At 41.7% G+C, this 26,789-nt stretch carries 23 protein-coding genes and 1 pseudogene; 12 read left to right on the top strand and 12 right to left on the bottom strand.

Translation table 11 applies throughout. From position 1 onward, the window contains the following. Together ACM0OP_RS09330 and ACM0OP_RS09325 are read left to right on the top strand one after the other, a co-directional pair. A pseudogene (locus ACM0OP_RS09330) lies at positions 1-215 on the top strand (hypothetical protein); the annotation flags it as partial. Between the two features lie 25 nt (positions 216-240). After that, positions 241-582, top strand: a complete 342-nt coding sequence (locus ACM0OP_RS09325) for a hypothetical protein (RefSeq protein WP_414528126.1) — start codon at positions 241-243, stop codon at positions 580-582. A gap of 320 nt (positions 583-902) precedes the next feature. Here ACM0OP_RS09325 and petE read toward each other — a convergent pair whose 3' ends face one another. From petE to ACM0OP_RS09305, 4 genes are all read right to left on the bottom strand, one after another. After that, positions 903-1,322, bottom strand: a complete 420-nt coding sequence (petE, locus tag ACM0OP_RS09320) for a plastocyanin (protein ID WP_414528125.1) — start codon at positions 1,320-1,322, stop codon at positions 903-905. A gap of 333 nt (positions 1,323-1,655) precedes the next feature. Further along, on the bottom strand, positions 1,656-2,147 hold the full coding sequence (psbV, locus tag ACM0OP_RS09315; RefSeq protein ID WP_414528124.1) for a photosystem II cytochrome c-550: 492 nt from the start codon (positions 2,145-2,147) through the stop codon (positions 1,656-1,658). Between the two features lie 86 nt (positions 2,148-2,233). Continuing rightward, on the bottom strand, positions 2,234-2,428 hold the full coding sequence (locus ACM0OP_RS09310; protein WP_414528123.1) for a hypothetical protein: 195 nt from the start codon (positions 2,426-2,428) through the stop codon (positions 2,234-2,236). Between the two features lie 329 nt (positions 2,429-2,757). Next, complete coding sequence (locus tag ACM0OP_RS09305; protein WP_414528122.1) at positions 2,758-3,099, bottom strand: translation initiation factor; 342 nt, start codon at positions 3,097-3,099, stop codon at positions 2,758-2,760. Positions 3,100-3,222: 123 nt separating this feature from the next. On the opposite strand from ACM0OP_RS09305, the gene trpB reads away from it, so the two are divergent. Beyond that, positions 3,223-4,464, top strand: a complete 1,242-nt coding sequence (gene trpB / locus ACM0OP_RS09300; RefSeq protein WP_414528121.1) for a tryptophan synthase subunit beta — start codon at positions 3,223-3,225, stop codon at positions 4,462-4,464. Positions 4,465-4,753: 289 nt separating this feature from the next. Here the strand turns inward: trpB and dprA are convergent, their stop codons facing one another. Continuing rightward, positions 4,754-5,872 carry a DNA-processing protein DprA gene (gene dprA, locus ACM0OP_RS09295; protein ID WP_414528120.1) on the bottom strand — a complete coding sequence of 373 codons (1,119 nt, stop codon included), beginning with the start codon at positions 5,870-5,872 and terminating at the stop codon, positions 4,754-4,756. A gap of 155 nt (positions 5,873-6,027) precedes the next feature. Here dprA and ACM0OP_RS09290 point away from each other — a divergent pair, with 155 nt between their 5' ends. The 4 genes from ACM0OP_RS09290 (at position 6,028) to ACM0OP_RS09275 (ending at position 12,083) form a co-directional block, all read left to right on the top strand. Further along, positions 6,028-6,603 (top strand): hypothetical protein, encoded by a 576-nt coding sequence (locus tag ACM0OP_RS09290; RefSeq protein ID WP_414528119.1) that lies wholly within the window; start codon positions 6,028-6,030, stop codon positions 6,601-6,603. Positions 6,604-6,754: 151 nt separating this feature from the next. Beyond that, positions 6,755-7,153, top strand: coding sequence for a DUF2358 domain-containing protein (locus ACM0OP_RS09285; protein ID WP_414528118.1), 399 nt, complete (start codon positions 6,755-6,757; stop codon positions 7,151-7,153). Between the two features lie 125 nt (positions 7,154-7,278). Continuing rightward, a complete protein-coding gene (locus tag ACM0OP_RS09280) occupies positions 7,279-8,466 on the top strand; it encodes a TRC40/GET3/ArsA family transport-energizing ATPase (protein ID WP_414528117.1) in 1,188 nt (395 codons plus the stop codon). A gap of 299 nt (positions 8,467-8,765) precedes the next feature. Continuing rightward, the gene (locus tag ACM0OP_RS09275; protein ID WP_414528116.1) at positions 8,766-12,083 is read left to right on the top strand and encodes a GAF domain-containing protein; all 3,318 of its coding nucleotides are present in this window, start codon (positions 8,766-8,768) and stop codon (positions 12,081-12,083) included. Here ACM0OP_RS09275 and dnaN read toward each other — a convergent pair. Both dnaN and dnaA read right to left on the bottom strand, forming a co-directional pair. Further along, the gene (gene dnaN, locus ACM0OP_RS09270; protein ID WP_414528115.1) at positions 12,058-13,221 is read right to left on the bottom strand and encodes a DNA polymerase III subunit beta; all 1,164 of its coding nucleotides are present in this window, start codon (positions 13,219-13,221) and stop codon (positions 12,058-12,060) included. The genes ACM0OP_RS09275 and dnaN overlap by 26 nt on opposite strands. A gap of 378 nt (positions 13,222-13,599) precedes the next feature. Further along, positions 13,600-14,979 (bottom strand): chromosomal replication initiator protein DnaA, encoded by a 1,380-nt coding sequence (gene dnaA / locus ACM0OP_RS09265; protein WP_414528114.1) that lies wholly within the window; start codon positions 14,977-14,979, stop codon positions 13,600-13,602. Positions 14,980-15,131: 152 nt separating this feature from the next. Here dnaA and ACM0OP_RS09260 point away from each other — a divergent pair, with 152 nt between their 5' ends. From ACM0OP_RS09260 to ACM0OP_RS09250, 3 genes are all read left to right on the top strand, one after another. Next, entirely contained in the window at positions 15,132-16,385 is a 1,254-nt protein-coding gene (locus ACM0OP_RS09260; protein ID WP_414528113.1) for an HhoA/HhoB/HtrA family serine endopeptidase, read from the top strand. A gap of 11 nt (positions 16,386-16,396) precedes the next feature. After that, positions 16,397-16,987: a peptide deformylase gene (def, locus tag ACM0OP_RS09255; protein WP_414528112.1), complete on the top strand. Its 591-nt coding sequence runs from the start codon at positions 16,397-16,399 to the stop codon at positions 16,985-16,987. Between the two features lie 217 nt (positions 16,988-17,204). Next, positions 17,205-17,843: a histidine phosphatase family protein gene (locus ACM0OP_RS09250; RefSeq protein WP_414528111.1), complete on the top strand. Its 639-nt coding sequence runs from the start codon at positions 17,205-17,207 to the stop codon at positions 17,841-17,843. Positions 17,844-17,869: 26 nt separating this feature from the next. Here ACM0OP_RS09250 and ACM0OP_RS09245 read toward each other — a convergent pair whose 3' ends face one another. The 3 genes from ACM0OP_RS09245 to ACM0OP_RS09235 all read right to left on the bottom strand — a co-directional run bounded on the left by ACM0OP_RS09245 (position 17,870) and on the right by ACM0OP_RS09235 (position 21,346). Further along, a complete protein-coding gene (locus ACM0OP_RS09245) occupies positions 17,870-19,099 on the bottom strand; it encodes a PQQ-dependent sugar dehydrogenase (RefSeq protein ID WP_414528110.1) in 1,230 nt (409 codons plus the stop codon). A gap of 85 nt (positions 19,100-19,184) precedes the next feature. Beyond that, positions 19,185-19,997, bottom strand: a complete 813-nt coding sequence (locus tag ACM0OP_RS09240) for a carbon-nitrogen hydrolase family protein (RefSeq protein WP_414528109.1) — start codon at positions 19,995-19,997, stop codon at positions 19,185-19,187. Positions 19,998-20,041: 44 nt separating this feature from the next. Then, positions 20,042-21,346 carry an RNA-guided endonuclease InsQ/TnpB family protein gene (locus tag ACM0OP_RS09235; protein WP_414528108.1) on the bottom strand — a complete coding sequence of 435 codons (1,305 nt, stop codon included), beginning with the start codon at positions 21,344-21,346 and terminating at the stop codon, positions 20,042-20,044. Between the two features lie 279 nt (positions 21,347-21,625). Between ACM0OP_RS09235 and ACM0OP_RS09230 the strand changes: the two genes are divergently transcribed. Together ACM0OP_RS09230 and ACM0OP_RS09225 are read left to right on the top strand one after the other, a co-directional pair. Continuing rightward, entirely contained in the window at positions 21,626-23,071 is a 1,446-nt protein-coding gene (locus tag ACM0OP_RS09230; RefSeq protein WP_414528107.1) for a carotenoid oxygenase family protein, read from the top strand. Positions 23,072-23,116: 45 nt separating this feature from the next. Next, positions 23,117-23,314, top strand: a complete 198-nt coding sequence (locus ACM0OP_RS09225; RefSeq protein WP_414528106.1) for a hypothetical protein — start codon at positions 23,117-23,119, stop codon at positions 23,312-23,314. Between the two features lie 28 nt (positions 23,315-23,342). Here ACM0OP_RS09225 and ACM0OP_RS09220 read toward each other — a convergent pair whose 3' ends face one another. Both ACM0OP_RS09220 and ACM0OP_RS09215 read right to left on the bottom strand, forming a co-directional pair. Next, complete coding sequence (locus ACM0OP_RS09220) at positions 23,343-24,968, bottom strand: tetratricopeptide repeat protein (RefSeq protein ID WP_414528105.1); 1,626 nt, start codon at positions 24,966-24,968, stop codon at positions 23,343-23,345. 155 nt (positions 24,969-25,123) lie between these two features. Further along, positions 25,124-26,536 carry an LCP family protein gene (locus tag ACM0OP_RS09215; protein ID WP_414528104.1) on the bottom strand — a complete coding sequence of 471 codons (1,413 nt, stop codon included), beginning with the start codon at positions 26,534-26,536 and terminating at the stop codon, positions 25,124-25,126. Positions 26,537-26,789 lie beyond the last annotated feature (253 nt).

Below are 26,789 nucleotides of genomic sequence, written 5' to 3'. Positions count from 1 at the left end.
GAAGTGTGGGGAGTGTGGGAAGTGTGGGGAGTGTGGGAAGTGTGGGAAGTGTGGGGAGTGTGGGGAGTGTGGGAAGTGTGGGGAGTGTGGGAAGTGTGGGGAGTGTGGGGAGTGTGGGAAGTGTGGGGAGTGTGGGAAGTGTGGGGAGTGTGGGAAGTGTGGGGAGAAATCTGTCCCCAATACCCAGTCCCCAGTCCCCAATACCCAATCCCTAGCTATAAATAGGAGACAGTTAATTTCATGTTTCGCAGATTAATTTTAGCTGTAGTTGTGGTAATTATTGTGTGGATGGGTTTCTTGTCCCACCCAGCATCATCACAGCAAATAGAATCTCGGTTTAATAATTTACAAGTGGATTTCAATCGTTTAGAGTCGCGTTTAACTAGAGTCGAGTCTCAGTTAAATCAAATTGCTAAGTTTCCATCAGGAACAACTTCCCTTACCCCACCACAGCGAAATGATGCTGAACGTAACCTATCCCAACAACAGCAAATGTTTGATCAGTTAGCTACCTTATTTGTGGAATTAAAGCAACAAGTTAATGAATTAGAGCAGAGAGTTTCTCAAATAGAGTCAAAATAATTCGTAATTGATAATGCTTCTGTTCGCGTAGCGTTACCCAGGAAAAGAGGCATTAGGGATTGGTAATTATAGCACTACGCATACACGTTAGAATATCAACTGATCATAAAAGTTAGACACCGAAAGACTTTTACCCTACTCCCCAGCTATAAGTTAAAAATTTTCCGGAACAGTTAGCGGTAACAAGTTTATTTCTCTATTACCAAAAAAATTCAACATTCTCGGTAGGAATAAGACTCATTACCGCTATTCATCCCATTTGATGGGTAAGGCTTGCTAGTTTTAGCTAATTATGCAGAAAAACTGAAAAAAAGCGACTTCTAACCTTCGACAATTAATTTACCAACCATACCAGCACCTCTGTGAGGTTCGCAATAGAAGGTGTATTCACCAGCAGGTGCATCTGTGGGAATTGTGGTGGTTTGGGTTTGACCAGGACTCATGAGCAATTGCTTATGAGACAAACTTTTTGCCAAATCAGCACTCTTGGCGGGGTTTAGCGCCGCATCAAACACAACGTTATGGGGAGGAACTTTATTGTTCACCCACTCAATTGTATCTCCTGCTTTGACTGTCAATTTTTGTGGTTCAAAGGCCAGCATTCCTTTGTCACTACCCAATTTGATTTGGAAGGTTTCAGCTGAAGCGCTGGGTGTGAAAACAACAAAGCTGCTAACAACTAAAAGAACTGTCAACACAGATAAAGTCAAACGTCGCCAGCTTGCAGCAAACAATTTCATGGCACTCTCCTAACTATAGTTTTTATTTTCCCTCTCCCATTTTAAATAAAATCAACACCAAAGTATGACAATCTGTCGTAGATAAAATTTTTTTTTTACAATTGGGACTAAATTATGAGTAAATCTTGTGGATTTTTGTACCTCACTTTGGAGATAAGAAATTCCTCTAGTCCTGACGGAGACTAAATTTGATTCCTGAGTCCTGAGTATATTTGGGGTGGGGGATGAGAGATAGGGAATTGACTAGAATTTTTCTATTTAATCATCCCCAGTCTTCAACCCCAGCCATTTATCTGTACTCAGTACCCAGAAATTCAGTCATCCATGAAGAGTTTAGTAATAAATTTTACCGCCTCCCCACTTGTCCCCAACTACTTTTGGTTGTAAAAGAATATGACCAGCGATCGCAACTAAGTCATCTTCTGTCAGATTTCTCATTTCTGTGAAAATATCTGAACTCTTAATGCTGGGGTGTAACTCGGAAATTTCCACTTCACCGTCATAGGTAGTAGGATTTTTCATATAGTCCACCAGACCCACAATATTATTCCGGTTTGGAGTGGCTAGTGCTAAGGCTTCTGGTTCTAGTCCCACGTTTTGGTTAGTCTTGGTAACACCCCCAGCATGACATTGAGCGCAAGCGTATTGAAATAAGCGTTTACCTTCTTTTACTTGTTTCAGGCTAAGTACAACCTGATCACCTTGAGCATTTAATGGTACTGTTCTGATAGCTTCATCCAGTTCTAAGGCTGTGGCGCTACCGACAACCAACTGAAATGTCAGCAAAATGGTAGCAACAACAACGCTAATTAATCTTCTAAACATGATTCCCCTTAAAATTTTTGACGCTCAACATAGCTAATAAAACGATGCTCAATCTCCATGTCTAATGACAGTAATTATTTTTGCCATTAGCCAAAGCCCCAAATCTTCCTTAACTGATTTAAGTTTGTCTGAGTGACGACCTTTGGGAATTTTCCGATATGGGCAAGAATTGCCTTTACATTCTGTAACGCCAAATCAGTCTTTTGGCGCTTATGGGCAATTTCCAGTTGGTTATACAGAGAAAACACTCTTTCTACAGTATTCCTGTAGTCTGTTGCCATCTCTGCAATCAGTAGGTTTGCAAACCCCATAATAGTGATTAACTGACAGATAGAGATTGAGTCGCTCTAATACCAATATCATGTTCAGAGTGCAATTTGTCGCCCAAAATATGGGGATATTTGCAGTGGGATCAAAGGCTAATTAGTCAATATAAACTTAATATTTTTTAATATTATAGTTATCGGGTGTAGGAACTGGGGAGTAGGAAAAACTTTTTTGTTTTATCTCATAGCACAGGCTATGCTAACAAACATGAAATAGCAACTCCTATAGAAATTAGAGAGTTTCACTGTCACCAGATTAACCTTTTCCGCCGTAAGTGTACCCATCACCCACCGCTAATTTTGGCTTTGTAACCTAACTTAGTCAAAATATCGAGAATTTTCTGTTTATGGTCGCCCTGAATTTCAATTTCGTTATCCTTGACAGTACCACCGCTACCGCATTGACTTTTCAACTGTTTGACTAAATCAGCCAAAATTTCTGGCTTAGTTTGAAAACCGCTAATTACCGTCACCGTTTTACCCTTGCGTCCCTTGCGGGAAGCCTGCACCTTCAGGTTTTGCTGCTGAGGAGGTAATTCCGGAGTCCCTCTTTCTGTCGCCGCCGAGTTATCATTACCAAATTCGCGGTAGACAAAGCGTTTGTTGGAAGATTTATCAGAAGACATAAAACCTTTAATGAAGAAAAAATTTTAGGTAGGACTGGGGAGGAGGAAGTGAGTTAAAAACCTTTTGGTATTGAAGTTCTGCTTTTATAATAATTACATCTATCCTGTCATCAAAGATTTTCCGTGACTACCACACCCCTCTCTCCAAATTTCCAATTTAATACTCAGGTTCCCGACATCCAAGGACGCTTTGGACGCTTTGGCGGTAAGTACGTCCCGGAAACACTGATGCCGGCTTTAGCGGAATTAGAAACAGCTTATCAGCAATACCGCCATGACCCTAGTTTTCAAGCAGAACTACAACAGCTACTACGGGACTATGTAGGACGCGCCACACCGTTGTATTTTGCTGAACGCCTCACAGATCATTATGCCCGCCCAGATGGTACAGGAGCGCAAATTTATTTAAAGCGGGAAGACTTAAATCATACAGGCGCTCATAAAATTAATAATGCTCTGGGTCAGGTATTGTTGGCGAAGCGCATGGGTAAGCAAAGAATTATTGCCGAAACAGGTGCAGGACAGCACGGTGTCGCCACAGCCACGGTTTGCGCTCGATTTGGGCTGGAATGTGTGATTTACATGGGCGTTCACGATATGGAACGTCAAGCATTAAATGTGTTTAGAATGCGCTTGATGGGGGCGGAAGTCCGTCCGGTGGAAGCGGGAACCGGAACCCTGAAAGATGCCACTTCTGAGGCTATCCGTGATTGGGTGACGAATGTGGAAACGACTCACTACATTTTGGGTTCTGTGGCTGGTCCCCATCCTTACCCGATGATGGTACGAGATTTCCATGCTGTGATTGGTGTAGAGACTCGCGCCCAAGCAATGGAAAAGTGGGGCGGTTTACCGGATATTCTCATTGCTTGTGTGGGTGGTGGTTCCAATGCGATGGGCTTATTTCATGAGTTTGTCAATGAGTCTTCTATCCGGTTAATTGGGGTGGAAGCCGCCGGCGAGGGTGTGAATACAGAAAAACACGCTGCTACCTTGACAAAAGGACAGATTGGTGTATTACATGGTGCAATGAGCTATTTGTTGCAAGATGAAGAAGGACAAATTATTGAGGCGCACTCTATCAGTGCAGGTTTAGATTATCCTGGGGTAGGGCCAGAACATAGCTATTTGAAGGATATGGGCAGGGCTGAATATTACAGCGTCACTGATGCCGAGGCTTTGGCAGCGTTCCAGCGCATATCTCGCCTAGAGGGGATTATACCTGCTTTGGAAACTGCTCATGCGATCGCCTATTTAGAAACTCTATGTCCTCAACTAACTGGTAGTCCGCGAATTGTCCTCAACTGTTCTGGGCGGGGTGATAAGGATGTACAAACTGTAGCCAAGTTTTTAATTCCAGAATAACTCTTGATAATTAAGACCAATTATTTGTAAGGCTGCATATTATTTCTACCCCTCCCCGCAAGCGAGGCTACGGTGTACACACAAGTCGGTAAATTCTCGTTTGTGTCATAAGACCCCACCCCTAACCCCTCCCCGCAAGCGAGGAGGGGAACCGGATTTCTGGTTAAATTGTATTTATGCATCTTTATAGCACTACGCATAGACGTTAGGACATAAACTGATCATAAAAGTTAGACACCGAAAGCCTTTTACCCCACTCCCTACTCCCCAGCTATAAGACGATTTCTTGCTAGATTTTCTGATAGCGCATTCCGGGAAGTTGGGAAACTAAACCCATGAGTTCCAACTGCAATAATGCACTAGAAACTGAACCAGTATTCATAGTTGTTTTCTGCACAACCAGATCAAAAGTTACGATATCACAGGCGATCGCATTCATGACTTGTTGCAATTCTGGTGATAAATCCGGCAGATTTAACTGTTGTGGAATCGGTTCAGTTTCAATGGTATCAATTTTTGGTATAGCTCCCAGCATTTTCAACAGTTCGTCTAATTCCCTCAAAACCAAAGAAGCACCTTGGTTCAGCAATTTTAAACACCCTTGAGAAGGGTAATCATCAACTCTTCCGGGGAGTGCGTAAACATCCCTACCGTATTCATTCGCATAAGTAGCAGTAATTAACGCCCCAGACTTCACAGGGGCTTCCATCACCAAAGTCGCACGGCTTAAACCTGCAATAATCCGATTCCGTCGGGGAAAGTGTGTTCGATCTGGTGGAGTTTTGGCGGGATATTCACTTACAACTAACCCTTGACTCAAAATCTGTTTGTATAAATCCCGATTTTTGTGGGGATAAATCACATCTACACCAGTTCCTAAGACTGCGATCGTTCTACCGCCGGCTTTCATTGTCGCTAAATGGCTTTCTGTATCAATTCCCTCCGCCATCCCCGAAACCACGGTAAAACCATTTTTAGCTAAAGCTGTGCTAATTTGCCGCGTCCAACGGATACCATAATCTGAAGGTTTCCGTGTCCCCACAATCCCTACTAAAGGTTTTTGTCCTAAATTTTCCTGTAATTCCACTTCACCGCGATAATACAAAATTGGCGGAGGGTTGGGAGTTTCTCGTAACAATCGAGGATAATCTGCGTCTGCGGGTGTCCAGAAATGAGGGTTTTCTTGCTGGTGTTGGATGAGTAACTTTTCTGGATCTAAGCGCGATCGCTGTGTCACGACTTTTTCTAAAGTTTGCCCACCAAAGCCAGGAACTTGTTTTAACTCGGCTGTCGTAGCATTCCAAGCTGTGGATAAAGTGCCAAAACGTTCATGTAATCGTTGCAGTAACACAGGCCCAACTCCAGAAATTCCCGTCCAAGCCAGCCAATATGCTCTTTCTTCTCCCACTACGCCATCCTCACACCTACTGATATGAACAAGCCCACGCGTTACCTTAGATATTAGAGAATTGAAAATAAACCAATCCCCAATCCCCAATCCCCAGTCCCCAGTCCCCAATCCCCAGTCCCCAATCCCCAATCCCCAGTCCCCAGCTATAAACCATGACACCAGAAGAAATTGCCGGTACACTCAGCCAACTATTTAAGACAGCAGAAATTCAAGCGATCGCCCCTGGTTCGTGGCAAATAGACACCGCCAGTTTTCGGCTGTTAGTCCTGCTTTCTGAAGATTATACATGGTTAAGAATCCTCCTACCCATTATCCCGATCTCAGAAGCCCAACCGTTTTTAACTCAGTTTTTAGAAGCTAACTTTGATGAAACCCAAGAAGTCCGCTACGCTTTATTTGATGGTGTAATTTGGGCTGTATATCACCACAATACGGAAACTTTAGTCAGTGGAGATTTTGCCCATGCGATCGCCAGACTCATATCCTTATACGAAGCCGGATTAGATAATGTCTTCAATAGTCTGATTGAAAATCGCCTTCGCCAGATTATCCAAACAGCAAAACAGCAAGGACAAAGCCTCGAAGCCACAATGCAAAATTTAGACCGTTTTTATACAGAAGGATTATTAGGAGAAATTAACCAAACTCCAGAAGCCAGAGAACAACTATTAACAGCTTGGCAACGGCAATTAGAAAGGCTCTGGAATCAAATCGAGATTAAACTATAGTAATACGCTTTGATTTTTAAAACGATTTGCGTAGGTGGGGAGTGGGAAGTGGGGAAAAGCCTTTTTACGCTGTACTGAGATTTTTCATCAATCAAGTATGATTCCTATAGAATAACATTCCTATTTATTCATGATTTTAACCAAATAACTTATGGATATTATTACCATCCTCAAAGAAGACTATCAAAGATTTCCCTCTAATCAAACCTATAGCATTTATCACGAAAACGTTTATTTTCAAGATCCCTTAAATAAATTTCGGGGAGTGAAACGCTATCAGCAAATGATTAAATTTATTCAGAAATGGTTTATTAATCCCCAAATGGAAGTACATGATATTCAACAAGTAGAAAATATCATTAAAACCCAGTGGACACTAAACTGGAATACACCCCTACCTTGGAAACCCCGAATTTCTATTTCTGGCTGGAGTGAATTGACAGTAAATCCCGAAAACTTGATTATTTCTCACATAGATTATTGGCACTGTTCAACCCTAGATGTCATCAAACAGCATTTTTTCCCCATTCCGCACTCCCAATTGTCCTGATATTCTGACTGGCAAATTAGCAAACCGCTTCTCTCTTCTATGTATGCTAGAGCAGCACTTATTTTTGGCAAACAGTAGATAATGTAAATAAATGTAAATAATCCTCAGACAGGACAGAACTATCCATGCGCGTAATTTTGATGACAGGTAAAGGCGGCGTAGGCAAAACCTCCGTTGCAGCAGCGACTGGACTTCGTTGTGCAGAACTAGGCTATCGGACACTGGTTTTAAGTACAGATCCCGCCCACTCCTTAGCAGACAGTTTTGACCTAGAAATGGGACATAAACCGCGAGAAATTCGCCCCAACCTTTGGGGTGCAGAACTGGACGCACTACAAGAACTAGAAGGAAATTGGGGTGCAGTGAAGCGTTATATTACCCAAGTTTTACAAGCCAGGGGTTTAGACGGAGTTCAAGCCGAAGAACTAGCCATTTTACCAGGTATGGATGAGATTTTTGGCTTGGTGAGGATGAAACGCCATTACGATGAAGGCGAGTATGATGTCTTAATTATCGACTCCGCACCCACTGGGACAGCATTACGCCTCCTGAGTTTACCAGAAGTGGGCGGTTGGTATATGCGACGCTTTTACAAGCCATTCCAAAATATTTCCGTAGCACTGCGGCCTTTAGTGGAACCCATTTTTAAACCAATTGTCGGTTTTTCACTCCCAGATAAAGAAGTGATGGATGCACCTTATGAGTTTTATGAGCAAATTGAAGCTCTAGAAAAAGTATTAACTGATAATACTCAAACCTCAGTGCGCCTCGTCACAAATCCTGAAAAAATGGTAATTAAGGAATCTCTGCGCGCCCATGCTTATCTGAGTCTGTACAATGTGGCTACAGATTTAGTCATTGCTAATCGCATCATTCCCCAAGAAGTTACAGATCCATTTTTCCAACGTTGGAAAGAAAATCAGGAACAATATCGCCAAGAAATACATGATAACTTTTTACCTCTGCCTGTAAAAGAAGTGCCACTTTTTTCTGAAGAAATGTGTGGTTTAGCAGCTTTAGAAAGGTTGAAAGATACTCTCTACAAAGATGAAGACCCCACGCAGGTATATTACAAAGAAACCACTATTAGAGTTGTGCAAGAGCAAAACCAATATAGTTTAGAATTGTATTTACCTGGCATTCCTAAAAGCCAAATTCAACTCAGCAAAGTTGGTGATGAATTAACTATCACCATTGGCAACCATCGCCGGAATCTAGTATTGCCACAAGCTTTGGCAGCACTACAACCAGGGGGAGCTAAAATGGAAGGAGATTATCTGAAAATTCGCTTTACTAATAGTGTAAAAGTTTAATTTTTTTGGTGCGTTAATGCACAGATAAATAGTCAAGGGCAGATCATCTCTGCTTTTGACTAATATCATCTTTCGTTCATCAAGGGGAGTGGGGAGTGGGAAACAGCTTTTTGAATTGTAGGCGCAAAACCCAGGCTACGCCCACAGAAATTAACTAGGAATGATATATATAAATTAATTTTGAGCAATAGTTTTCCCGTGGTTGTACTGTGGACAAAAGCAGTAAAAAAATTACATAATGTTTTTATATTTAGAGGATTTTATTATTAATTTTTGTAAAAATTCTTTAATTAACAGCAATGACACATATATCTCAACGAAATTTGCCGGAAAGTATTAATCAAGAAAGTGTGCTGCGCCGGATTACAAATCGTATCCGCCAAACATTAGAGTTACAAGAAATTATCACGGCGACTACTGCGGAAGTTTGTGCATTGCTGGGAACTGACCGAGTAATGATTTACAAATTTCATCCCGATGGTAGCGGTCAAGTTATTGCTGAGTCGATTCATCAACAGCGATTACCATCGTTGCTAGGGTTGAATTTTCCGGCTGATGACATTCCGCCCCATGCGCGTGACCTATTTATCAATTCAAAGGTGCGTTCTGTAGTCAATGTAGAAACACAACAGATTGGTTACAGTAGTTTGCGAGAATTGGAAAATGGCGAAAATGTAGGAGAGGATATCCGTTATCGCCCTGTAGATCCCTGTCACATAGAATATTTAACAGCAATGGGGGTGAAGTGTTCTGTCGTAGCCCCTATTTTTGATCAAGGTAAAATGTGGGGGTTATTGGCTTCTCATAATTCTGAGTCACGGGAGATTTCAGGCTATGAGTTAGACGCTGTGCAAATGGTGGTGGATCAATTATCGGTAGCGATCGCCCAAAGTAATATTTTTACAGAAGCTCGTGAAAAAGCCGAACGGGAAAAAATTATTAACCGTATTTCTACTTTACTCCATTCACTGCCCACTATTGTATTACAGCCAGCATTAGAAGCAGCTGTTGCCGCCTTTAACGGTTCTGGTGGTCGGTTGTGTATTAGAGACCAAGCGTTTAATTTCCAAAATCAGCAAATTTCCACTTTAGCAGAATGCTTCAGATCCGAAAAAAATTGCATTAAAATTTATACCTGTGGTCAGCAACCCCTGATTCCAGAAAAAAGTATATATCCATTAATGGAGCAGTACAGTGTTTGGCATGAACATTATAAGTTGAGTGAATATGATGTTTGGCCAATTACAGACCTCTATGAAATTCCCCAGTTAAGGAGTTTACAACCTGCTTTCCGAGAAACGCAAATCCGCAGCATTTTGATGATTCCCCTGGTATATCGTCAGGAGTTGGTTGGCTACTTAAGTATTTTCCGCAACGCCATAGATACAGAGACCCTATGGGCTGGTGAATTTGACACCGATTCTAGACAAGCATATCCCCGGTTGTCCTTTGATATTTGGCGAGAATTTAAAAAATCACAACCGCAAAAGTGGACTGTTACAGAAGTTGAACTAGGTGCAGAGATTGGGAATATTTTTGCATCATCAATTCAACAGCGTCAACTATATCAACAAGTACAAGCCTTTAACACTAACTTAGAAGATCAAGTCAAACAGCGCACTTTGGAACTGCAAAGAACCTCGGAACAACAACAGGCTGTTTTTAGTGTGATTACTAAAATCCGGGAATCTCTGGATACTGATACTATTTTTAAAACCACTACTAAAGAAGTTTGTCAGTTAGTTGAAGCTGAACGGGTTTCTATTTATCGCTTTAAACCTGATTGGGGTGGTGAATTTGTTGGTGATTTTGAAGCTGCTAGTTGTCCCTGGTTAAATGATTCCCAGCTAGGAGTTAATTTCGTTTGGAATGATAGTTACTTACAAGAGACAAAGGGAGGGCGCTACCGCCACAAAGAGACATTTGCAGTGGATGATGTTGAGCAAATGGGCTTCAGTCAATGTCATCTCCAAAATCTGAAGAAATTTCATATTCGAGCTTTTGTGCTTGCGCCGATTTTTGTCGGGAAAAAACTATGGGGGTTGCTGGCGACTTATAATCATTCGGGTGCGCGCCATTGGGAAACCTCAGAAGTTAATTTCTTAAGTCAAATCGCCGCCCAATTAGGGGTAGCACTGCAACAATCGGAATTACTCGCACAAACACAAGAACAGACTTTAGATTTACAACAAGCCGCAGAACAACAGGGGGTATTGTTTGAAGTTGTGGCGAAAATCCGGGAATCTCTGGATATAACAGCAATTTTCGAGACTACGACTCAAGAAGTTTGCAAATCTTTAGCAGCAGATCGGGTGGCGGTTTACCGCTTTGAAGCTGACTGGAGTGGTGAGTTTATCGCTGATTTTGTGGGTGAGGATTGGGTACATCTGGTAACTGATGATGTCAATACAGTTTGGCAAGATTCCTATTTACAAGAAACCCAGGGGGGACGATATCGCCACAATGAAACCTTCGCAGTCAATGATATTTATCAAGTGGGACACTCTGAATGTCATATTGCATTATTAGAAAAACTACAAGCGAAAGCCTATGCGATCGCACCAATTTTTATTGGGCAAAAACTTTGGGGTTTGTTAGCAGCCTATCAAAACACTGCTCCCCGTGAGTGGGAAACCTCAGAAATTCAATTTATTGCTCAAATTGCCAATCAATTAGGGGTAGCATTACAACAAGCTGAGTTGCTGAATCAAAGCCAAGAGCAAGCAGAGCAACTGGTGCAAGCTATGCGGAATTTACAACTAACTCAAACTCAACTAATCCAAACTGAAAAAATGTCTAGTTTGGGTCAATTGGTGGCGGGTGTGGCTCACGAAATCAATAACCCTGTGAATTTTATCTATGGCAATTTAGCCCACGTCAGTGAATACTCAAAAGACTTAGCTAGGATGTTAGAACTCTATCAGCAATATTGTCCTCGTCCTAATCCAGAAATTGTAAAACTGGCGGCAGAAATAGACTTGGAATTTGTCAGGGAGGATTTACCCAAAACTTTAGCTTCCATGAAAATGGGGGTTGATCGCATCCGTCAGATTGTGTTATCTTTACGCAATTTTTCCCGACTGGATGAGGCAGAAATGAAAGCTGTAAATATTCATCAGGGCATTGATAGTACACTGTTAATTTTACAGCATCGTTTAACAGCATTACCAGAAATGCCGAATATTGAGGTAATTAAACAATACGGTGATTTGCCATTGGTAGAGTGCTATGCCGGACAAATTAATCAAGTGTTTATGAATGTTTTGAGCAATGCTGTTGATGCTATTCAACATCACAAACACTCTGCTCATGGTGAAATTACGATCCGCACTGGGGTAGGTAAATTAAATTCCCAACTCCCATCTGTGGTGATTCGCATTAGCGACAATGGCGAGGGAATCCCTGAATCTGTGCAGAACAGAATATTTGACCCATTTTTTACCACTAAACCTGTAGGACAAGGTACGGGTTTAGGGTTATCAATCAGTTACCAAATTGTGGTGGATAAACACCACGGAATATTTGAATGTCATTCCGAACCAAATTTAGGAACTGAGTTTTGGATTGAAATTCCTGTTTCTCAACTTCAGGCTAATTTCTCAGTTGTACCGGCATAGCTAAATAGGTCATTTTCAAACCTCCCAGGGGGGTAAAAATTACTGGTGTCAGGGCTTGATTGAGGTGCATTTGAATTTCGGTAGATGGTAATTCTTTTAACCCTTCCATTAAGTATTTAATGTTAAAGGCAATTTCGATATCTTCCCCAGAGATTTGGGCTGGGATTGATTCTCTCCCGCTTCCCACATCTTGAGCTTCACAGGATAACGTTATTTCCTGGGCGGCGCTGTTAATGCTGACTTTGACAATATTATTTTTTTGGTCGGCGAGGACGGCTATCCGCTCCAGGGTGCTGATTAATTGCTTGCGTTCGATGGTTAATTGGCGCTCAAATTGGCGGGGAATTAGTTGGCGATAGGCGGGATATTGCCCATCTAAGGTGCGGCTAGTTAAGCGTTGATTCTGCCAGGCAAAGACTACTTGACCTTGATCTAAGTATAGGGCGATCGCTTCATCAGAGGCAGCATTATGAGCTAACATCCGTTGTAGTTCCCGTAAGGCTCTGGCTGGTACTGTCACCTCTAGTTGATTTTGATCTCCCAAGGGGCGCTCGTTGGTGGTTTCTATAACTGCGAGGCGGTGGCCATCGGTGGCGGCAAATTCGAGGGTGTCTTGCTTAACAGTTAAATGTACTCCTGTCAATACCTGTTTAGTTTCATCACCACTGGTAGCAAATAGTGAACCGCGTAATCCTTCAATTAAGGCGGCTGTGGTGAGTTCAATGGCTTCTGTGTTTTCAATTATCGGCAGTTCCGGAAATTCCTCAGCGCTCATGGCTCGGACTTGGTAATGTCCGCTTTTGGGGGTGAGGGTGACAATTAGACCTTCCCCTGTGGCTGTTTCGGCTTCTAGGGCTGATTCGTCGTCTAAGGTGAGTTCTCCTTCTTGTAGCCGGGAGGTGATATCTACAAGTAGTTTAGCAGGGAGGGCGATCGCGCCGGATTCTAATACCTCAGCTTCAAAGCTGGTACGGATACCTAAGCTCAAATCAAAGGCGGTTAAACTAACTTGGTTGGTTTGAGCATCTGCTTGTAGCAGTACATTCGCCAAGACGGGATGAGTGGGACGTGATGGTACGGCGCGGCTGACTAGGGAAAGGTTGGTATTAAGATCGCTTTGGGTACAAATTAATTTCATTAGAGATTGGTTATTTACTTGAGGAAAAAATCAAAAATTATTTACCTGTGGAAATTGTGGAAAACTTGTGGAAAACTATCTGAGTTTTTCCCCAGAGGAGTCATAGTTGATGGAAGTTTTCCAGATATGAATTTAATCTTAATCAGTTTTTATACTTTCCTTAATATTTTTTGTGAACTGCTTCACAATTATGCCAGTGATGGTTGTGGAAAACAATTTTTTGCGTTTCAGAGGATTTTGACTAGTAGCTAGTAGTTTGAGAGGGAGTATCTCGGTATACGTCTCGATACAATATCCTTTTTTTAACTGAAGCTCTCAACTCAGAACTAAAGTTTTTTATTGTTGCTAGTCTACACCCCACACCCTTTTTTTTGTAATTTATTGGCGTTGTTGTCTGCTGTTCATGTTGATGCGATCGCTCAATTGACGCAGGGTTTGTGCTAAAGTGCGATCGCTCTCCCGCAGTTGGGCAATCTTATCACAGCTATAAATCACCGTTGTATGGTCTTTACCGCCAAACTCCTCCCCAATGCGCGGTAAACTCAACTCAGTGTGTTGGCGCATCAGATACATTCCAATTTGACGGGCCCAGCTAATTTCTCGTCTGCGGGAATTACTTTTCAAATCGGCAATTGAGATGGCAAAAGTATCACCAATCACCGATAAAATCACCTCTGGGGTAGTTGCAACCTTCTCACTTTGTCTCTCTAAAACTGGGGTAATATTTTCCACCGTCATCGGTAAACCCCAAATAGAAATATAAGCTAGGGCGCGAATTAAAGCTCCTTCCAACTCCCGAATATTATTGGTGTAGTGAGAAGCAATATACTCAATCACATCTTTGGGGAGACGAATATTTTCGTATTCCGCCTTTTTCTGAAGAATTGCCATTCTCGTTTCTAAATCTGGCGTTTGGACATCAGCAATTAAACCCATAGAAAACCGAGAACACAAACGCTCTTGTAGCTGAGAAATCTGATTAGGGGGACGGTCAGAAGCAATCACCACTTGCTTACCAGCCTCATGTAAGGTATTAAAAGTATGAAAAAATTCCTCTTGGGTATATTCCTTACCCTCAATAAACTGGATATCATCCACTAACAACACATCAGCCGCCCGGTAATGCTCCCGAAAACTTTGCATACTATCATTACGAATAGCTGTGATTAAATCGTTAGTAAACTGTTCTGTAGAGACATAAAATATTTTACAATTGGGAGAAATCCGAGAGCGGTAATGGCCAATGGCTTGCATCAGGTGAGTTTTCCCTAAACCTACACCACCGCATAAAAATAAAGGATTAAACTCTTTCCCTGGTGATTCCGCCACAGCCAAAGCTGCTGCGTGAGCCATACGATTGTTAGCACCGACCACAAAGCGGGAAAATACATACTTAGGATTTAAATGTGTACTGAATGATTTTTTTTCTGGTAAATTCTCCGTAATCATCGCTTCACTAGGTAAATCCCAAGGTACTTCTAGTTGCTCCAAATTACTAAATTCACCCCCCTCAGCAACTGTAATGTAGATTTCCACCGGATGATGCAAAATATCTTGGACTACATTGGCAATGGTGTTAATGTAATATTTTTGTAACCAATTACGGGCAAAAGGGTTAGGAGTGACGATTACTAAGCAATTATCTTCTAATCGCTCGGCGTGAGCAGTTTTTATCCAAGTTTCAAAGGTGGGACGGGATAATTCTAACTGTAAGCGCTTCAGCACCTGACTCCAGAGAATGTCAATGGGAATTTCCATTATTTACCACCTTTGCTACTAATCGTCACAATAGAAGAGGTCAGAAAACACTAAATTTAGTATTTATCAGTTCTAGCCCAGTAATCATTCTGGGATACACCCGGTAGGCAATATCCTACCACCCACTGACTAGCAGGGAGAAGCAAAGACAAATGGATACAACAGAGCATAACTTGAAAGTCGGAGATAGTGATGGCTGGGTTCTGCCCCACAGGAGCAAATCACGGAGTATCATGAAGTTGATGCTACTAAGTGGGGTAGCAGTGGTCTCCCTGGGTGGCTGCTCTGTTTTAGAAACCCAAAGCTTTCAGAATCAAACAAATACTCCCACATCTGAGGAAGGGACTAAAAGTAACACAATTTTAACTACCCCAGCAACTACCTCTTCATCTGCGGAAAATCCTAACTTTATCGTCACAGTTGTGCAGAAGGTGGGAGATGGAGTAGTACGAATTGATGCGTCTAGAGTGGTACAGTCTCGCCGTGTCCCCAATGATCCATTGTTACGCCGTTATTTTGGCGGTGGTGAACCCAGTGAGCGGGTAGAAGAAGGGAGTGGCTCTGGATTTATTATTAGTTCCTCTGGTCAAATTTTAACTAATTCCCACGTTGTCGGGGGTGCTGATGCTGTAACTGTCACCCTGAAGGATGGTAGGACTTTTGAGGGTAAGGTGCTGGGGGAAGATTCCGTGACAGACGTGGCTTTAATTGAAATTGACGCTAATGATCTGCAAATTTTACCTTTAGGAGATTCTGATAGTTTGCAACCAGGAGAATCGGTAATTGCTATTGGTAATCCTTTCGGCTTGAATAATACTGTCACCTCTGGGATACTCAGTGCTACGGGGCGTTCTGGTACTGACATTGGGGTGAGTGATAAGCGGGTTGATTTCATTCAAACCGATGCAGCGATTAATCCGGGAAACTCTGGGGGTCCATTACTCAATTTCCGTGGGGAGGTAATTGGGATGAATACAGCAATTATTCGTGGCGCTCAAGGGTTAGGGTTTGCGATTCCTATTAATACAGTGCAAAGAATTTCTCAAGAGTTAATTGCTAAGGGTCGGGTTGATCATCCTTATTTAGGTATTCAAATGCTGACTTTGACACCGGAGATTAAAGCCACAATTAATCGAGAGTCACGTAATCGTGTGAATTTGAGAGCAGATCGAGGTGTGTTATTGGTTGATATTGTACCGCGATCGCCTGCGGCTGAGGCTGGGTTACAATTCGGCGATTTAATTCAAAGTATTAATAACAAACCTGTAACTAAAATTGAAGAGGTACAAACTATGGTACAAAATAGCCAAATTGGTGTCCCTTTGCAAATACAAATAGAACGGAACGGACGAGTTATTGCAGTAGCAGTTAGTCCTGCACCTTTACCTCCACGACCCCAAAGTTAACTGAAAAATTTATGGCAGAATTAATCCCCATTATCCAATTAGGCGATCGCATCCTCCGCCAAACAGCCACTTGGGTAGAAAATATTCAAGATCCAGTTATTCAAAAGCTAATTGATGACTTAACCCTCACAGTTGCAGAAGCTAATGGCGTGGGAATTGCTGCGCCTCAAGTAGCTGCATCCTATCGTTTATTTATTGTCGCTTCTCGCCCCAACCTCAGGTATCCCAACGCCCCGGTTATGGAACCAACGGCGATGATTAATCCCAGAATAATTGCCCATTCCACTGAAGTTGTTCAAGGTTGGGAAGGTTGTTTAAGTGTTCCGGGGATTCGCGGTTTAGTCCCCAGATTTCAAGCTGTTGAAGTCGCATATACTGACCGCAATGGTAAGTTACAAAAGCAAGAATTTACTGATTTTGTCGCCCGCATTTTTCAACATGAATATGATCATCTTGATGGTGTCTTGTTTGTAGATCGGGTAGAGAATTATCAGGAGATGCTTACTGAGGATGAATATCAAAAAAGGGAACAGGGAGTGGGGAGTGGGGAGTGGGGTAAAAGCCTTTCGGTGTCTAACTTTTATGATCAGTTTATGTCCTAATGTGTATGCGTAGTGCTATAAAAGGCTGAAAACATCAATAAATCCAGGTTTTAGTATTACTCACCATACCCTCACTATTGACACTCCTCGATTCCCAAAATTTGAGGTTGATTAACTTTTTCGGTTAATTACTTTGTCGGGATGTGACATATTTGATTGCAAGATTAATGGTAGTTTATTTTTACCAAACTCCTTGATCCCAACTACGATACAAGCTATGACCCTCAATTTATACATACTGCGGCATGGAGAAACTACTTTTAGTCAAAGTGGTAATTTCTGTGGTCAAACTGATGCGGAGTTGACTGCTGAAGGGATGCAGATGGCAAAGAGTTTTGCCGATACTTATAAAAAATTGCAGTGGTCAGGGGTTTATGTTAGCCCCATGAAGCGGACAATTGCAACTGCCAAGCCGTTTTGTGATGCTATCGGGATGGATATGCAGTTGCGTGAAGGACTCAGAGAAGGTAGTTATGGCGAATGGGAAACTAAAAGTAAATCCTTTGCCCAAGAGAATTATGCAGAAAACTATCTAAAATGGGTGACAGAACCGGCTTGGAATGCACCAATAGGTGGAGAAACTGCGGTAGATATTGCTAACCGTTCTATGCCTGTAATTGCGGAAATTCAAGAAAAACATCCCGAAGGTAATGTTTTAGTGGTTTCCCATAAAGCCACGATTCGGATTATGCTGTGCAGTTTACTGGGAATTGATTTAGGACGCTATCGCTATCGGGTAAATATTTTGGTCGCGTCGGTAAGTATGGTTAAATTTGATGTTAATGGCCCCTTGTTAGAAATATTAGGCGATCGCCATCACATACCCGATCATATTCGCTCTCGTCCAGGAACTTGAGTAGTTCGTTCAGCCACTTCTGATTGTTATTGAGTGATGCGGATGATTTTATCTTGACCTGGGGGACAGTTACCACGACCATCGCAATTACTGGTGGTGATATATAGTTCACCGTCTGCACCCATAATTACATCCCTAATTCGCCCAAAACCATCGGGGGAATTTCCTTGAAAGTAAACTTCATGGGTTTGTATTTGTCTGGGATTATCTGAGTCGAATACAACTCTGTGCAGATGTCTTGAACCCAATGTCCCAATAATTAAATTACCTTTCCACTCTGGAATTGAGTTGCCAGTATAAATTGCTGCTCCCCCTGGCGGTGCGGCTTCTCGCCAAACTAAGGAAGGCGCGACAAATTCTTCCCCAGCTTCACAGTTTTGGACAGACGGCCAACCCATGTTATCCCCAGCTTGCAATACAGAAACTTTATCTTCACCCCTTCTGCCTAATTCTCCACTTGGTCCGTGGTCTGTGACAAATAGAGTTGAGGAATTATACCAATCAAAACCTTGGGTGTTGCGAATCCCACTAATAAAAACGGGATTATTGGGGAAGGGATTATCTGGGGGAATTTCTCCTTCTGGAGTGAGGCGGAGAATTTTACCTGCTAAACTATCCATATCTTGGGAAATATCGGGTTTTCTAGCATCGCCAGTGCCAATATAGAGCATTCCATCTGGGCCAAAGCTCAAACGTCCGCCATTATGGAATAATGCTGCTGGAATATCGTCAATAATAATTCTCTCTGATGTTGCAGTTAATCCATCTGAGGACAATTGCCAACGTTCTACACGGTTGACTGGGGAACCATTTTTATCGGTGGTGTAGTAGAGGTAGAAAAATCGGTTATTGGCAAAATCTGGATGTGCGGCAATTCCCAATAACCCACCTTCACCAGAAGCTGTAATATTTAGATTAGCAACAGGCGAACGCCTCAATTCTCCATTATCTACTAATCTGACTCTTCCTGCTCTTTCGGTAACTAACATTTTGTCATCGGGTAAAAAAGCAATTCCCCAAGGAACCTCTAAACCTGTAACTACTTCCTCAGCTTTGACTTCCACCTGTCCCACGGAACCAAGTCCATCTGCAACAAATTTACAGGCTACTGTTTCTGAAGATACAGAGGTAGTATTAACTGGTGATGTGGCTGTTTCTGTTTCGCTGCTAATTGATGTCGTTGGTGTGGTGTTACAAGACACAAGCCCCATGAGGCTAAGACTAATCAACAGTTTGATAGTTTTTGGTAGCTTCATGTTATATTTTGATAATTTTTTATGTATTTTAACAAATGTTTGGGGATGCAGGCGCGGCGTAAGCTACTACCTGCAACTTTGGTACTTAAAATACTCTATGCTCTAGAGAGGGCATTTGTCGGCGGACTTGTTCTAAACGAGAAGGTTTAATTTCTGCGATCGCAATTCCCGGTTGTTCCCCAGCATCAGCTAAAATTACACCCCAAGGGTCAATAATTACAGCGTGTCCGTGAGTGTGTCTTCGGTCATAGTTATTACCAGTTTGAGCAGGTGCAATCACATAGGCAGTATTTTCAATGGCTCTAGCTTGTAATAATACTTGCCAGTGATCTTTGCCAGTAAAAGCAGTAAAAGCCGCAGGTACAAACATCACATCTGCGCCTTTATCAGCAAGATGTCGGTACAATTCCGGGAAGCGGACATCATAGCAAACTGAAAGTCCTATATTACCGAGATGTTCGGAGAAATAGACTGAAGGGAGTTCCTGACCAGCAACAACAGTACTAGATTCTCGATACGTGTTGCCATCGGGGACATTAACATCAAATAAATGTACTTTATAATAGCGAGAGAGTTCCTCCCCACTGGGGTCAATTAGGATTGTAGTGTTATAAACTTTGCCAGTATTTTCCACAGGCACTGGAAAACTGCCGCCCAAAATGGTAACTTGGTAGCGTTGCGCCATTTTTTTGAGAAATTCGGCTGATTCCCGGTAAATCTCCTCAGCTTGTGCAAGTTTGTCTTTCTCTTCCCCCATAAAAGAAAAGTTTTCTGGTAAGCCAACTAATTCCGCACCTCGACGCACAGCGAGATCAATTAGTTCTTCCGCTTGGACTAAGTTTTTGTGTAAATTAGATACACTGGTCATTTGAATAGCGGCGGCTAAATAAGGCTTCATAGATTTAGTAAAAACAGTGATTGTGTCCAGAACAGATTTGTGAACTACCCACGCTGACTTGGAGTACCAAGTACAGTGTCGGCTTCTGTAATCACGGGGGAGTGCCTAAACTTAGACTTTCGTCCAAGACTGGGACTTACCTCCCCTCCTACAGCAGAGACGGCTGAACCTTCCGCCTTTATCCCTTCGGCTTCGCTCAGGGCAAGCATTCTGATGCCTTCTGCTCTAATATTTATCGCGGCATTTCCATCTCTGTCATGATGAGTGCCACAATGAGGACAAGTCCATTCACGGACATCCAACGGCATCTCACCAATCTGATAGAAACAATTAGAGCAGAGTTTGGAACTGGGAAACCATCGATCAATCTCAACCAACTTTCCGCCGTTGCGTTCTAGCTTATAGGCTAAAAAGTTGATGAATCTTCCCCAGCCTGCATCAGATATTGATTTCGCCAATTTGTGATTGCGTACCATGCCTTTGACATGAAGATTCTCTACTATGACAGCTTGGCTATCGCTGACCAACTTATAACTAAGTTTATGTAGAAAATCTTGCCGCGAGTTAGTAATTCGCTCGTACACTTTGGCAACAACTTTTTTATACCTATTTCTTGAATTACTTCCTTTTTGTTTACGTGCTAATTTTTGTTGTTTACGCTTGAGATTTTTTTCATGTTTAGCAAGATACTTAGGATTATCATATTTAGAAACCTTTTCTCCATCCGTCACAACGGCAAAGTGTTTCAATCCCAAATCAATACCATAGATTTTACCCTCTGAAATAATTGGATTTTCACCCTCTCCTGTCGGAGACGCTACGCGAACAGCTTCAGTGAGTATAGATGCAAGGTATTTACCTGACGGTGTTTTGCTTACAGTAACAGTTTTGATTTTCCCCTTAATGAGTCTATGTATTTTGGCTTTGACTATCCCTATATTGCCCGGAAGTTTGACATTGCCATCTACAATTTTAACGTTTTGAGGATATTGAATAGACTGTTTTCCATGCTTAGATTTGAATTTAGGAAATCCAGCCCGTTTATCAAAAAAGTTTTTGTACGCAGTAGTCAGATTCAGTGTGGTAGCTTGTAAAACTTGGCTATAACAATCAGCCAACCACTTTGTATCTTCTGCCTTTTTGAGTGGAGGAAGAAATGCGTTGAGTGCTGCACGCGTAAGTCCTTTTCCTGTTTCTTTATAAGTCTCAATTGACTTATTTAGGGCATAATTCCACCACCATCTAGCGCAGCCAAAAGCTTGAGATAATTGAATTTGCTGTTTTTGTGACGGATACAAACGAACTTGTATAACCTTTAGACATCGCTCAGGGCAAGCTTTGTGCAACACTTAACATCACCTCCTTAATAAATTCATCTTAACATGATATATATATTGTGATAAACTTCTCGAAAAGAAAATAATTGTTGATTCGTCATACATCTAATATTTGTCTTTGCTGTGCAAAAAATTAATCTTAGATGCAATCCTTCTCAACCACCTTATATCCCGCCACTGATTCGGAGTACCAAATTCAGTGGGGGACTTACGGCGTAATAGTTAAAATATATCCTTACTTGTAGAACTGCGAAACTTTTTTACGATTCACTCACCTAATCTCTGCTAAATATGACTAGAACTACTCAACCATTAACTCATGAAACCTGGGCAGGTGCGATAGATCAAGCAGCAAAAGAATTTCCCCCCACTCAATTACCCATCGTCTCAGGCCAAGTCCCTGAAGGCTTACGCGGGACACTTTACCGCAATGGGCCAGGACGCTTAGAACGTGGTGGTATTCCTGTCGGACATTGGTTTGATGGTGATGGCGCAATTTTGGCGGCTCATTTTACCGGTGCTGGTGTTACTGGAGTTTATCGTTATGTACAAACTACTGGTTATCAAGCAGAAACCGCAGATGGGAAACTGCTTTACGGTAATTATGGCATGACTGCACCGGGGCCAATTTGGAATCAATGGCTCAAACCAATCAAGAATGCGGCTAATACTTCAGTGCTAGCGTTACCTGACAAGCTTTTGGCACTTTGGGAAGGTGGGAATCCTCATTCCCTTGACCTCCAGACCTTAGAAACCAGGGGTTTGGATAATTTAGATAGTCTCAACCAAGAATCAACCTATTCTGCTCATCCAAAAGTTGATCATCAAACAGGGGAAATTTTTAACTTTGGTGTCAGTCTCGGACGCAATAGCATTTTAAATATTTATAAAAGTGATTTTACTGGCAAAATTAGGCAAAAAGCGGAACTTCCACTGCAAGGTATTCCATTAATTCATGATTTTGTCTTAGCAGGACAATATTTGATATTTTTCATTCCCCCCCTGCGGTTAAATGTTTTCTCTGTGCTGACAGGTATGAAAAGTTATAGTGATTCCTTTGAATGGAAACCGCAACTGGGAACCGAGATTTTAATAATTGACCGGGAAAACTTATCTTTAGTGAGTCGTAGTCAAGCAGAACCTTGGTATCAATGGCATTTTGCTAATGGTTATGTCGATGGGAGTGGTGCTGTGGTGGTAGATTTCGCGCGTTATTCAGATTTTCAGACAAATCGATATTTGCGGGAAGTAGCTACCGGAAAAACTCACACCCTAGCTAAAAGTACCCTGACACGAGTTCATCTCCAATCCCAAACTGCTAAAGTCATCTCAATTCATGAACTATTAGATAGAAGTTGTGAATTTCCTAATGTACCCACAGCAAATGTAGGTAAAGTTTCCCGCTATACATATATGTCTTCATTCCGAAAAGGTACAGATATTAGTAAAGAAATATTAAATACCTGCGGCCGTTTCGATCATCAAACAGAAACTTTCACTGAGGCTAATTTACCAGAAAACTGCTACCCTTCCGAGCCTTTAGCGGTGCAAGATAGGAAAAATCCTGCAAAAAGTTGGGTATTGACAGTGGTTTATGATGGTAATTGCCATTGTAGCGAAATTTGGGTATTTGATAGCGATCGCCTAGATGCAGAACCAGTGTGCCGATTAGGATTACCCAGTGTAATTCCTCATAGTTTTCACGGTAACTTTAAAGCCTCTACTACCCAGCTATAATTGCGCTAATGTCATTTGTGAGGAAACTTAGACATGAAACGATATATGCCTCTAATACTGATTGGCTTTATACTCTTTGTGGCAGCAGGAGATCAGGTTTTACCTGGTGCATTAGGAACAGCCAGTATCCAAACTCGTACAGCCATGAACAGCTTTTTTAATAACCTGTTTTCTTGGCGACCGAAGACACAACCCTATGAGCGCACAGAGAAACAATTACGAGAAGTAGAACAACGAAAGTAGAGATTTATCTGCTATGTAATTATCCACATTAGAAATTCAAAATATCTAACGATTCCGCGACTTCTAAATCTGTAACCCTAGCACGAGCGTCTTTAAGAGCTTCTAGTTTACCTTCTCGACGATAAATATCTGCTGCTTTGCGAAAATCATCAATTGCTAACTGCTGATCTCCTAACTCAGAATAAACATGACCACGGTTATAGTAAGCGTGAGCATAATTAGGATTCATCTGAATAGTCTGAGTATAATCCTCAATTGCGCCTTCATAATCTCCTAAATCATAACGGGCATGACCTCTGTTATAGTAGGCATCTATATAATTGGGATTAAGCTGAATAGCCTGGGTATAGTCTGCGATCGCACCTTGATAATCTTCTAAATCAGCACGAGCATTCCCACGGTTTTTATAAGCAACTGCATCCTGGGGATTAACCTTGATAGCCTGAGAAAATCCCTGGTGATATTGGATAAAATAACGGGCAATTCCCTGATTTTTATAAGCATCCGCATAATCCGGGTTAATTTTAATTGCTTGAGTGTAATCTTCTATAGCTCCCTGGTTATCGCCAATGTGGGAACGAGCTTCAGCACGATTTTTATAAGCTACAGCCAGATGAGGATTAATGCTGATGGCTTGGGTATAGTCTTCTATGGCTTCTGAATAATTGCTAAGTTGATAACGAGCTAAACCTCTTTGATGATATGCTTTGCTATCATGCAAGTTCAACTGTATCCCTTGGGAAAAACTCATAATTGCAGCTTCATAGTCACCTAATTGATAGTAACTTATACCCTGTTTGTAATAAATCTCAGCATCTTTTTTTTGCTGTAATGCTTGATGATAATAAGTGATTGCTGTTTGATATTCACCTTTAGCAAAACATTCATGACCTAGTTGTAGAGAAGAGATATTTTTGATTGTCTGTGTAAAAGTTTTAGTGGGTAAAGCAGTAGGTGCTAATTTTTCTCTCTGGTGAATAACAGTTGTGTCTTTTGTCTCTGGTTGTAGGTTCACACTAGGGAGAGATTGAGCAGAATTTGAGTGATTTTCGGCATTTGTCAACTGTTCTAGATAGCATCCTAAACCACCTCCATATAATAATTGGTTGATCCCAAAGGAGATTTTACCTGTTCTTAACTTAATCATTTTTGTAGGTAAAAATCCAGCTAAAAACAGATGATATTCTGGTTGTGCTTCGTTGACTTCTTCTTGAATTAAGATGCAAACAATAACGGCATTTTTGGCAACTTCTTGAGAACTAACTGACCATCTGACTTGATCGATAGTACCATGCCTAGACTTGACTTCAACGCCAATATGTGGGTGAGAATTTAAGGTGAAATCAGTATTACCATCACCACCAAAGCGAGTTTCATAATCGATTTCTGTAATTAAATTGGCTAAACGTTCTTTAACAACTTCTTCACCGAGTTTACCTTTGAGGTTGTTAATAAAAACTTCACGAACTGGGGAAGTTCGCTTATATTTTTCGGCCATCAGCCAGCAAAATTCCCGTAAAGTCTTTAATCTTTTGCCAGAAATGATAGTTAATTCACTGTATTGACCTTCTTGTTGACAATGAAGTAAGAAACCGGATTTTAACCTGTTAACGAAGTCAGATTGTAGCGATCGCAGTATTTTAATCCAGTCCATCTATGATTCTGCGAATCTGGTGATAATGTTATTTTATCACTCAGTGGCAAACCTGCAACAGTATCTCTCGCGGTGGTAGGGAAATTTAGCAGAGGGATATACTATACCATGAAGGCAAGTTATCCCCAAAAAAGATCCTAAAACCTTGTTAACTGTTAACGAATTGTTGACCAGGAAGGTCTTTGTTGTAACCAGTCTTGACCCAACTGGATAGTAATATCAGAGTCAATAATCCCCGTGCTGTCAATTCGCACTTCGCCAAATCCCAATTGACTGCGAATTAACTCTGCATTATCAATGTCTCCTTGCTGGGCGATAATATTAGTTACTTGTAGCGGTTCATTCCAAGGTACGGCTACTTGGATTTTCCGATATCCAAATTCTTCTAAATTTTTGACTAAAGGGATGATTTGAGTGCGATCGCTGCCTGTACTATCTTGAATATAAACTCTCAGAGAGCGGGAATTAACCTCTCGCAGTTCACGAGTTAATGGTACACCAAAGTGTTGAGACATCATTCTCGAAATCCCCGTTCTGTTAGGTAGCCAATAACTAGCCTGATATTCCTCTGGTTGGCTAAAGCGACCCGGTAACATGAACATATGCATATTAGAACGGTTGGTTCGCACACCAAAGCCAGCCAAGGCTAATAATTCTTCAACTGTTAAGTTAGTATCAATATTTTCTTTAACTACATTGAGAATCTTAGGTAATTGAGTCACTGTTGTGGGGTTGAGAGTTTGATCCATCAAAGCCCGGATCACCATTTGTTGTCTTTGCACCCGACCAATATCTCCCAGTTCATCATGACGAAAGCGCAATAATTGCAAAGCCTGATCGCCATTCAGATGCTGTTCTCCTGCTTTTAAATTGATATATAGGCGTTGGGAGTCATCTTGATATTTCAAATCTTTAGGAACGTTAACTGTTACGCCCCCCAAAGCGTCGATCAGATTACCTACACCCAGAACATTAATTCTGATATAACGATCAATAGCGATATCACCCAGGAGATTACTGACACTTTTAGCAGTTAAAGCTGGCCCCCCATCTATGTTAGCTGCATTCAGTTTTTTCACTCCATAGCCAAACACTTCTGTCCGAGTATCTCTAGGAATTGAAAGCATGGCAATTCTTTTGCTGGCGGGATCAAACTTGATCAACAGCATCACGTCCGCCAGACCTTCAAAAGAGTTTACCTGGGGTTCATAGCCAAGATTCTGCAATTCCGGGGGAGGATTGGTAATATCCGATGGGAGTACGCTCATCCCCATCACCAATAGATTCACAGGGCGAGTTAATTCTGAGAATCGTAAACCAGAACCAGAAATGCGATCGCTATCAAAAACCGCTTCATCTTGAGGACTTAACTCTGCTTGCTGTAATGGGCTACTGGTCAAAGAAAACGCCAACAGCGCCCCTGCTGTGGCTGACACCATTGCAATTCCACTCATCCCCAACCAAAAAAATAGCCAACGTCCAGAATTAGCCTTGGGAATAGTTTTCTGTTTCGATTTCAGGGCTTTCGCTAATTGCCTTTGTTTCGCCGAAGTTCTTTGACTGGTCACAGACTTCCTCACACTTACTGAATCAAACCCGGTAAATTCTCTGACTTATTACTTATTAATATGCAATCCAATTAACTCATCCAAGTTAATGTTTGATTAACTGCCCTCACTTTTTACTTTTATATAACCACAACACTTATACCAGGATTTCTCCTTTGTTGTAGCAAATCCGGAGATAATTAATTGCAGTATGACAAGAATAAGTGAGTTTGACTATACCTAATTTATCTAGTAAAAATACTAGATTTCAAGG

The sequence above is a fragment of the Nodularia chucula CCY0103 genome, from assembly GCF_963923915.1.
GTDB lineage: Bacteria > Cyanobacteriota > Cyanobacteriia > Cyanobacteriales > Nostocaceae > Nodularia > Nodularia chucula.
Note: the sequence above shows the minus strand (reverse complement) of the source record. Positions and strands in the feature narration are given on the sequence as shown.